8 protein-coding genes and 1 pseudogene are annotated in these 8,801 nt (G+C 71.7%); 5 read left to right on the top strand and 4 right to left on the bottom strand.

Annotated features, from left to right (window positions below; translation table 11 throughout):
* Positions 1-177: 177 nt before the first annotated feature.
* A complete protein-coding gene (locus tag ABTX62_RS37600; RefSeq protein ID WP_352120388.1) occupies positions 178-639 on the bottom strand; it encodes an ATP-binding protein in 462 nt (153 codons plus the stop codon).
* A 239-nt stretch (positions 640-878) separates the two neighbouring features.
* Here ABTX62_RS37600 and ABTX62_RS37595 point away from each other — a divergent pair, with 239 nt between their 5' ends.
* The gene (locus ABTX62_RS37595) at positions 879-1,499 is read left to right on the top strand and encodes a sugar O-acetyltransferase (protein WP_352120387.1); all 621 of its coding nucleotides are present in this window, start codon (positions 879-881) and stop codon (positions 1,497-1,499) included.
* A gap of 196 nt (positions 1,500-1,695) precedes the next feature.
* Positions 1,696-1,859, top strand: a pseudogene (locus ABTX62_RS37590) (phosphotyrosine protein phosphatase); the annotation flags it as partial.
* Between the two features lie 84 nt (positions 1,860-1,943).
* Here the strand turns inward: ABTX62_RS37590 and ABTX62_RS37585 are convergent.
* From ABTX62_RS37585 to ABTX62_RS37575, 3 genes are all read right to left on the bottom strand, one after another.
* The gene (locus ABTX62_RS37585; protein WP_352120386.1) at positions 1,944-2,288 is read right to left on the bottom strand and encodes an ANTAR domain-containing protein; all 345 of its coding nucleotides are present in this window, start codon (positions 2,286-2,288) and stop codon (positions 1,944-1,946) included.
* A 456-nt stretch (positions 2,289-2,744) separates the two neighbouring features.
* Complete coding sequence (locus ABTX62_RS37580) at positions 2,745-4,328, bottom strand: glycerol-3-phosphate dehydrogenase/oxidase (protein ID WP_352120385.1); 1,584 nt, start codon at positions 4,326-4,328, stop codon at positions 2,745-2,747.
* A complete protein-coding gene (locus ABTX62_RS37575) occupies positions 4,325-4,942 on the bottom strand; it encodes a TetR/AcrR family transcriptional regulator (protein WP_352120384.1) in 618 nt (205 codons plus the stop codon). Before ABTX62_RS37575 ends, ABTX62_RS37580 begins: the two co-directional genes overlap by 4 nt.
* 65 nt (positions 4,943-5,007) lie before the next feature.
* Between ABTX62_RS37575 and ABTX62_RS37570 the strand changes: the two genes are divergently transcribed.
* The 3 genes from ABTX62_RS37570 to ABTX62_RS37560 all read left to right on the top strand — a co-directional run.
* Positions 5,008-6,606 (top strand): FAD-binding oxidoreductase, encoded by a 1,599-nt coding sequence (locus tag ABTX62_RS37570; protein WP_352120383.1) that lies wholly within the window; start codon positions 5,008-5,010, stop codon positions 6,604-6,606.
* 89 nt (positions 6,607-6,695) lie between these two features.
* On the top strand, positions 6,696-7,577 hold the full coding sequence (locus ABTX62_RS37565; protein ID WP_352120382.1) for a diacylglycerol/lipid kinase family protein: 882 nt from the start codon (positions 6,696-6,698) through the stop codon (positions 7,575-7,577).
* A gap of 602 nt (positions 7,578-8,179) precedes the next feature.
* Positions 8,180-8,801, top strand: a 622-nt coding sequence (locus tag ABTX62_RS37560) for a VOC family protein (RefSeq protein ID WP_352120381.1), incomplete at its 3' end; no start/stop codon positions are given.

The raw sequence follows: 8,801 nt of genomic DNA, 5'->3' as shown, positions 1-8,801 counted from the left end.
CCTCGTACTGGGTGTACTTGGGCTTGCGCCCGGTGCGGCGAGAGTGCGTGCCGGGCGTCGCGACGGGGCGAACGTTGCCTGCTGCGGCACTAGAGACGACGGGGGCGCCTCACCGTCGGACGGGTGGGGCACCACCGTTCGCGGCCGTGGCCCCTGGTCCGCCGTCGACCGGCTCGCTCACATCAGCCGGCCCGCCGGATGCCCGCCGGGATCGTCGGCCAGCACGATGCCGGCTTTCACACGCTTGCCGACCGGTTCGCGGCGGATCTCGAAGCTGCGGCACACGGCCATCACGATCTCCAAGCCGTGTTTGCCGACCCGGTGGGGATCGGCCTCCTGGGGTACCGGCAGGGCGGGATCGCTGTCCCAGACGCTGATGTCCACGGCGCCGTCGCAGACCTCCACATCGAGCAGGCACGGGCCGGGAGCGTACTTGTGCGCGTTGGTCACCAGTTCGCTGACCACCAGCTCCGCCAGGCCCATCGCACGTTCCGAAACGGGGATCCCGTGAACGGCCTGCACCTCGGTCATGAAACGGCGGGTCGCATCCCGTGCTTCACCGATCCGTTCCCCGCTCTCCAGGGCGATCGAGGACCGGAGAGGACGGCCGGCCAACGGCTGGTCCTCGTTTTCGCGCACCACTGACCCCATACCGCCACCCTCGTCCTGAGCAACTCGGCTAAGGCGTTCGACTACCCCCGAAACGCGGCCGCACACAACTGACACGTTCGGTAGCCACGGTGGAACATGTGAAGGCCGTCGGCCGTGGTCCGGAAGGGCTCATGGCGTCGTCGTGGTGCACGTAGGCTCGCGATGCGCGCGGTCGACCGGGGCGCGCCGGGCCTGTGCCCGACGGGGTGACGAAGGAGCGTTTCGCTGTGACGCACGCGCACGAGGAAGTCCTGGCCAGGATCGCCGAAGGGCTCGTCTACACCGAGTCGGAAGCGGCCTTCCAGGCCCCTCGGCGGCGCACCGAGCAGATCTTCGAGTACAACCACACCCCACCGAGCGAAACGGAGAAGCGCCGAGCGCTGCTCGTCGCCGTTTTCGGCTCGGTCGGTGAACGCACCGTGCTGCTGCCGCCGTTCCACGCCGGGTTCGGCAGCAACGTCCATATCGGTGATGACTTCTTCGGGAATGTGAACCTCACGTTCGTCGACGACGTGGACATCCGCATAGGCAACGGCGTCATGATCGCGCCCAGCGTCACGCTGACCACGACAGGGCACCCGGTGCATCCGGCGCGACGCACCGACTTCGGGCGGTTCTCGGAACCGATCGTGATCGAGGACAAGGTGTGGATCGGCAGCAACGTGGTGGTGCTGCCCGGCGTCCGTATCGGATACGGATCCGTCATCGGGGCCGGGAGCGTCGTCAGCCGCGACATTCCTCCGATGACCGTCGCGGTCGGAACACCGTGCCGGGTGGTCCGCCCCATCGCGGACGAGGACCTGACCGCACGAACGGCCGGGCGGGCGGGGAAGGCCGCCGGAGAGTAGCCGGGGTTCCGCGGGTCGCGCCTGGAGTCCATGCCGCGCATCCTCTTCACTCGCCGGTGCGGGCAGTGCGTATCGTCGCGCTTCGGATACGGGGTGCCGCCCGCCTCGCCGAGCCCGAGAAGCCTGCCGATCCGGCCGTGCAACAGCGGAGCGAGGAGCCCCCGGCCGTGACGGGGTTCAATGGCAACCATGATGCGGCTGCGGTCACACCTGCCCGGTCTTCCCCGGTAAGCGCTACCCGGACTGGAAACCGGAGAACCGGCCGGCCAGGGCGTCGAGGCCGTCCGCCCCATCCGCGACGAGATCAGGACCCTCGTCGAGGGCTTGATCGCCGAGATCGCTCCGGAGCGGACGGCATGAGCGAGAATGCGTGACGCCGTCATCATCGGCCCATCGCGCCCGTTGCTCTACGAACCAGGGACTCGACGCCCCGCCCGGAGACGGCTAGGAACACCGTGCTCTTCGCAGGGCGGTGTTGAGGGCCTGTTGAACATCGTCGGGCATGCGTTCGCTGCTGACCCAGTCGACGACGTGGTCGGCGATCGTGCGGAGTTTGATGTTGGTGTGCTGGGAGATCTCCTTGAGGACGTCGAAGCCCTGCTGAGGCCGCAGACCGCCGAGAGCGATGATGACGCCGATCGCCTGATCGATCACGGCGTGTGAGGTGATGGCCGCCTGCAGGTGGTCGTTGTCCCGTTCCAAGATCTCGATCTTGGTTGCGGAATCGTCCGGTTTCGCAGGCCGGCGCACTTCAGCCGTCTCGGTGTGGCTGTTGTGCGGGCGATCCATCGTTCTCACGCTCCCATCGGTCGGCATGGTGTCGAGGCCGCGGCGCCAGGGTGAAGGCGGCGCCGCCTCTATCGCTTACCCCCAGACCTGCTCATCGTGCGCAGCCGCCGAGCGCCACGGCGGGCTGCCTTCCGCGGTGAGTGGGGGAGTAGCCTCGTTGGTAAGCGGAGGTAGGTTCCCGGGAGCCCATCAGCGCCAGGCTCCCTCGGTTCGAACCACGAGCCGAGGGAGCTGCCACCGGCCCGTGTATGGCAGGCCTTCTGCGGAGCCGCCGACACGGCAGGGCCTTCCCTCTGCGATGCGCTCAGAACGGTCGGGGCGCGTGTCCGCATCACCCGGCTCTTGTCGCCCGGTCGGTGCCGGCCGATGCGAGGCGCGGCAGCCTCGTCGGCACCACTGGCCCGGCTGAAGCCTTCCCCTGGCCGGCCCGCCCGGCGAGTACGGGACGCGGCGGCTTCAGCTTCCCGTGCCGAGAGCTTCTCCGAGCAGCCCGCGTACGGCTTCCATCGCCTGGGCCCGGTCCGCCGGCACCACTCCGATGCGCGTGCGCCGGTCGAGCAGGTCGGCCTCGTCCAGGGCGCCCTCGTGCCGCAGTGCCCACAGCACTTCGGCGCCGGTGACGGGATGGCCCGGAACGACGGGCTCGCCCAAGCGCGGATCCCGCACGGCCAGGTCGTGCACCGCCGGTGCCTCGGTGCCGTAGCGCTGGACGAGGCGGCGTGGAGCGCGCAGCGATGCGAGGGTAAGGGGGGCCGCGGCGCCGACCAAGGGGAGCGTGGCGGTGGGTGAAGGGCCGGCGGCCAGGCCGTGTGCGTCGATCGCGGCGTTCACGGCGTCCTCGGCCATCCGGCGGTACGTGGTGAGTTTGCCGCCGACCACGCTGACCACGCCGTCGGGTGAGGTCAGCACCGCGTGCCGGCGGGAGATGTCGGCCGTGCGGGAGGCGCCGCCGGGCGATGCCGTGTCGCTGGTGTCCAGCAGGGGGCGCAGGCCGGCGAACGCGCCGACGATGTCGCTGCGGCGGACGGGGACGTCGAGTACGGAGCCGAGTACGTCGAGCAGGAAACCGATGTCGCTCTCGGGTGCCTCGGGAACGTCGGGCACGGGCCCGTCGAGGGGTTCGTCGGTGAGCCCGACGTAGACGCGGCCGTCGCCCTGCGGCAGGACGAGGACGAAGCGGTTGGTCTCGCCCGGGACGGGGATGTGCAGGCCGGCGGGGAGCCGGCCGATGTGCTCCGAGCGCAGGACGAGGTGGGTGCCGCGCGAGGGCCGGATCCGGATGCCGTCCACGAGGCCGCCGGCCCACACGCCGGATGCGTTGATCACCGTGCGGGCGCGGATCTCGCCTTCGTCGCCGGTGAGTTCGTCGCGTATCCGGGCGCCGCTCGTGGTCAGTTCCAGCGCCCGGGCGCGGGTCAGTACGCGGGCCCCGTGCGCGGCGGCGGTGCGGGCGAGGGCGGTCACCAGGCGGGCGTCGTCGGTGAGCTTTCCGTCCCACGACAGCAGGCCGCCGCGCAGCCCGTCGGGGCGCAGTGCCGGGGCCAGGTGCCGGGTCTCGACGGGGGAGAGCCGTCGCGGGGCGGGCAGGGTGGTGCGAGCCGTGCGGGCCGACAGCCGCAGGGCGTCGCCGGCCCGGAAACCGGCCCAGGCCAACGCGGCCTGGCCGCGCGAGACGAGACCGGTCAGGGGCAGGACGAACGGCTGGGCGGACACCAGGTGGGGGGCCGTACGCTCCATCAGCACACCGCGTTCGACGGCGCTCTCGTGAGCGACGTCCCATTGCGCCGAGGCCAGATAGCGCAGCCCTCCGTGGATGAGCTTGGAACTCCAGCGGGAGGTGCCGAAGGCCAGGTCGTGGGCGTCCACCGCGATGACGTCGAGTCCGCGGGCGGCGGCGTCCAGGGCCGCTCCGGCACCTGTGGCGCCGAGGCCGACGACCAGCACGTCCACCACACGGCCGTCGGTCGCCTCGGACAGTTCGCGGGCGCGCCGGGCTGCGGACAGGGAGGCCCCGGCGGCCGGGACGGCGGTCTGGCTCATGGGGTGAGGGTCCTCTCCAGGACGGTGCGCAGTTCGGCGAGGAACGCCTCGGTGGTGAGCTCTTCGTCGTCCTCGTCGGTCATGGTGCGCAGGGACAGGGCGAAGGACTGGAGGATCAGCAGCACGGTCCGGGCCTGGCGTTCGGCGTGGGCTTCCCGCACCGAGCCGTCCGCGTGACCCTCGCGCAGGGCCGTCGCGAGCAGTTCCAGCAGGGCTTCCTGGCTGGCGCCGCGCCGGTCCAGTACGTAGGGCAGGAGGAGTTCGGGGTCCACGTCGACGATCTTCTGGAAGAGCGGGTGGGCGCGGAACGCGTTCACTCCGGCGACCAGGCCGTCGATGAGCGGCGGGCGCGTGCCCACCTCGGGCCGGCCTTCGGGCATGGCTCCGGTCGCGGCGGCGATCCACTCGCGGGTCATCAGATCACCGACGAGAGAGCGGACGTCGGGCCAGCGGCGGTAGAGCGTCATACGGGAGACGCCCGCGCGGCGGGCCACGTCGGTCATGGTCGTCCGGCGCACCCCGACCGCGAGGACGCAGTCGCGGACGGCGTCGAGCACCACGTCGCTGTCGGAGGACTTCTGCTGGGCCGAGCTGTTGTGACGATTAGGCGCCATGTGTAACAGTGTAACGGCTAGAGCCGCTCCAGCGGCAACCCCGACGACCGGCGAGGACGACAGGCATGGACATGCTGTGGAACGGCTGGGGTGACCCGGCCAGGGCGACGCCGCTGCCCGACACCGTGACAGGGCTGCTGCGCGACTGGCTCGGCGTCAAGCCGCGGCCCACGGCATCAGTGCGGCTGGAGGACGTGGAGATCTCCACGCCCGCCCTGGAGGGCACCGCCCTCCACGCGCTGCGAGCCGCACTCGGCGATCGGGCGGAAGGCGTCCGCACCGACACCGAGAGCCGCGTCCGGCACACCCGCGGCAAGTCCACCCCGGACCTGCTGCGCATCCGCGCCGGCGACACCGCCGACGCGCCCGCGGCGGTCGTCCTTCCGCAGAGCCACGACGAGGTGCTCGCCGTGCTCCGCGTCTGTGCCGAACACCGCCTCGCCCTCGTCCCGTTCGGCGGCGGAACGTCCGTAGTCGGAGGGCTCGCACCCACCGGCCGGGGGCCCCTGGTCGCCCTGGACTTGCGGCACCTGAACCGCCTGCTCGACCTCGACTCCGTCTCCCGGACCGCCACCCTGCAGGCCGGTCTGCGCGCACCCGAGGCCGAGGCGCTCCTGACCGAACACGGTTTCACCCTCGGCCACTTCCCCCAGTCCTACGAGTGGGCCACCATCGGCGGCTTCGCCGCGACCCGCTCCAGCGGCCAGGCCTCGGCCGGTTACGGCCGCTTCGACGAAATGGTCCTCGGGCTCACCCTCGCCACACCCGAAGGCACCCTCGACACGGGCCGTGCCCCCCGCTCGGCCGCCGGCCCCGACCTGCGACAGCTGCTGCTCGGCTCGGAGGGCGCCTTCGGCGTCATCACCTCCGTCACCGTCCGCGTCCGGCCGGCCCCGCGAACCCGCCGCTACGAAGGGTGGCGCTTCGCCTCCTTCGACGCGGGCGCCGCCGCTCTGCGCCGGCTCGCCCAGGACGGCCCGCGTCCCACCGTCCTCAGGCTGTCCGACGAGACCGAGACGCTGATCGGCCTGGCCCAGCCCGACGCCATCGGTTCCGGCGTCGAGCAGCGGAGCGCGGGATGCCTCGCCGTGGTCGGCTTCGAGGGAACCGAGGAGGACACCGCGCGGCGCCGGGCAGCCGCCGCTGCCGTACTCACCGACTGCGAGGGCGAGTTCGCGGGCGGCGAACCGGGCCGGCGCTGGGCGCACGGCCGCTATGCGGCACCCTACCTGCGGGACTCGCTCCTCGAGGCGGGCGCGTTCGCCGAGACGCTGGAGACCGCCGCCTACTGGTCGCGGCTGCCCGGCCTGTACGCGGCCGTCCGCGACGCACTGACCGCCACGCTCACCGAGAACGGCACCCCGCCCCTGGTCATGTGCCACATCTCGCACGTCTACGAGAACGGTGCCTCGCTGTACTTCACCGTCGTCTCGGCGCAGGGCGAGGACCCGGTGGCGCACTGGACGCGCGCCAAGCACGCCGCGAACGAGGCGATCCTCGCGGCAGGCGGCACGATCACCCACCACCACGCGGTCGGCACCGATCACCGCGACTGGTACGTGCGAGAGGCCACCGACCTGGGTGTCGCGGCGCTGCGGGCCGTCAAACGACGCCTGGACCCGGACGGCCTGCTGAACCCCGGCGTCCTGCTGCCGACCGACTGACCGCAGCCCCACCGCCACGCCCCCCGCCTGGGCGCACGCCACCCCATGAGACGACAGACCGGCACCACCGTCAGCCCGGAGGCACATCGATGCGACAGTTCACCGCCGTCGTCAACCCCACCGCGGGCGGAGCCACCAGCGCTGCGGCGCTGCTGAAGGTGGCCCGACTGCTGCGGGAGGCGGGCGCCGGGCTGGAGACCGAGTACAGCCGCAGCCTCGCCCACGCCCGCGAACTCGCCCGCAGTGCCGGGGAACGCGGCCGGGTGGTGCTCGCCGTCGGCGGCGACGGGATCACCGGAAGCATCGGCGGAGCCCTCAGCGGCACCGGAGCACTGTTCGGCATGGTCCCGGCCGGGCGCGGCAACGACTTCGCCCGGGCCCTGGGCCTGCCCCGCGATCCCGACGGTGTGGCCCGGGTGCTGCTCCACGGCACACCGCGCGCCGTGGACACCATCCAGGTCACCTCGTCCGCCCACGCCGGCACCGTCGTGCTCGGCAGCGTCTACGCGGGCGTGGACGCGCTGGCCAACCTGCACGCCAACCGATCCCGGATGCTGCGCGGTTCGGCCTCCTACTACGCCGGTGCCCTGCGCGCGATCAGCACCTGGCGCCCCGCCCGCTACCGGATCACCGTCGACGGCACGGAACACGCCTGCACCGGCTACACCGTCGTGGCGGCGAACTCCAGCTACTACGGCTCCGCGCGCCGTATCGCTCCCGAGGCCCGGCTGGACGACGGCCTGCTGGACGTCGTGATGATCCGGGACGCGCCGCGCCGGCTGTTCTTCGCGCTGATGAAGGAACTCGACACCGGCGCCCACGTCCACCGCCCCCAAGTGCGGGTCGTACGCGGCCGGGAGATACGCATCGAGGCCGACAGGGAGCTCCCCTACGGCGCGGACGGCGAGATCGAGGCCGTCCTGCCCGTCACGGCCACAGTGCTGCCCGGCGCACTGCGCGTGCTGTGCTGAAGCGGGGGCCGCGCATGGCGCGTCGAGTCCGATCGCGGCGCTCGCCCCTCGTCCCGTTCTTGCCCCAGCGGTCGCCTGGCGGCGGCGGCCCTCGGCCTTCTTCGAGCAGACCAGTGTTTCGGCACCCTGATATCTGCGTATTCTCCTCGGGACCTCTGAGGACGGCGACGGAAGGGACTCGGAGACGAGCGGGGGCGGTAGCGGGGCGCCAGCTCCGTACGGAGCGGGACGGCGGCCCGAATCGGCTTGGCCGCCCGTGTCTCCGCCGGGCCCGCGGCCGCCGGATCCGGCGCGCCGACTGAGCTTCGGACGTCTCTTCAATCCGAAAGCGGTGGGACGCGCGGTGTTCACGCCGTCCCGGCCGGACCGTGTCCACGATCCGGCCGTCACGAGGGTGCAGGTCCTGCGGACGATCCTCGGCCTGGTCGCCATCTCGTGGATGCTGCTGTCCTACGGATTGGCCTCGAACGCCGACGCCGTGGTCGACGACCGCTTCGCCCAGATCCGCACCACCCTCATCGTGCCGGCGGTGACCTTCCCGATCGCTGTCTCCGCTTCCTCGCGGCGGCCCGCCCACCCAACCGGCGCGGTTCTTGCGCCGCGTGGGCAACCCCGCCGGGGCCCTGCTCGCCCTCGTCGTCACGCTCGCTGCGCCGAGACTGATCACGGGGCTGGGCTATGTGGACGGGAAGAGCGGTCCGTCCTCACGGCACGATGCGGAAAACACGTGGTGTTTCCGGGTCGTGAGCACCATAGTCGGCGGGATGATCGGACAGCTGTACGCCATCGTCATCGACTGCTCTGAGCCTTCCGAGCTCGCCGACTTCTACGGGGAGCTGCTGTCACTCTCGCGGCTGGAGGACAGCAGGGAGTTCGTCGTGCTCGGCCATGAGTCCGGTGCCCCTCTCGTGGCATTCCAACGGGTCGACGACTTCCGGCCGCCGCAGTGGTCCGTCTCTGACCACCCTCAGCAGATGCATGTCGACGTCATGGTCGCGGATCTCGACGTGGCCGAGCCGCGTGTGCTCGCGCTGGGCGCGACCCTGCTCGACGGCTCGGACAAGCCGGTCGGATACCGGGTGTACGCCGACCCCGTCGGCCACCCCTTCTGTCTCGTCACCCCACCGAACCAGTGCCGCGGCAGGCAACGTTTGCCCGTCAAGGAGCGGCGTCCGGTGCGTGCTCTCGGCGTGCCGGGTGCAAGCCCTCGTACTGGGTGTACTT

Source organism: Streptomyces sp. NPDC096046, from assembly GCF_040303285.1.
Taxonomy (GTDB): domain Bacteria; phylum Actinomycetota; class Actinomycetes; order Streptomycetales; family Streptomycetaceae; genus Streptomyces.
This window is presented reverse-complemented; position numbering and strand designations above follow the sequence as displayed.